Annotated in this window: 1 protein-coding gene; it reads left to right on the forward strand. The window is 59.0% G+C overall.

What is annotated here, in order from left to right; genetic code table 11:
* A partial coding sequence (locus JHD62_RS21495; RefSeq protein ID WP_199104584.1) for a response regulator occupies positions 1-461 on the forward strand: 461 nt, incomplete at both ends.

A 461-nucleotide genomic window follows, 5' to 3' on the forward strand; every position in this document is an offset into this window, starting at 1 on the left:
TCCATTCTGGACGTGGAGCAGATTCTGGCCACCGTGGTGGGTGAGCCGCGCCTGCCGGAGATTCCGCAAGCCCAGCTGGAGAGCGACCAGTACCTGTTCTTCGTGGATGATTCGGTGGTAGCCCGCAAGGAAATCACCAGCGTGCTGGAGAAGATGGGCATCAAGTTCCAGCAGGCCACCAACGGGCGCGAAGCCTGGGAGCGCCTGCAGGTGCTGGCCAGCCGCACCTGGGGTGAGGACGAGTGCCTGCACGATTATCTGAAGATCATTCTGGTGGATGCGGAAATGCCGGAGATGGACGGCTATGTGCTGACCAAGCTGATCAAATCCGATGTCCGCTTCAAAGGCATCCCGGTTATCATGCATTCCTCGCTGTCGTCCAATGCCAACAAGGCGATGGGTTCCAGCGTGGGGGTGGATGCCTATGTTGCCAAATTCGACCCGGCAATCCTGGCTGAAAC

The organism is Aquitalea sp. ASV11 (assembly GCF_016429185.1).
Lineage (GTDB): Bacteria > Pseudomonadota > Gammaproteobacteria > Burkholderiales > Chromobacteriaceae > Aquitalea > Aquitalea pelogenes.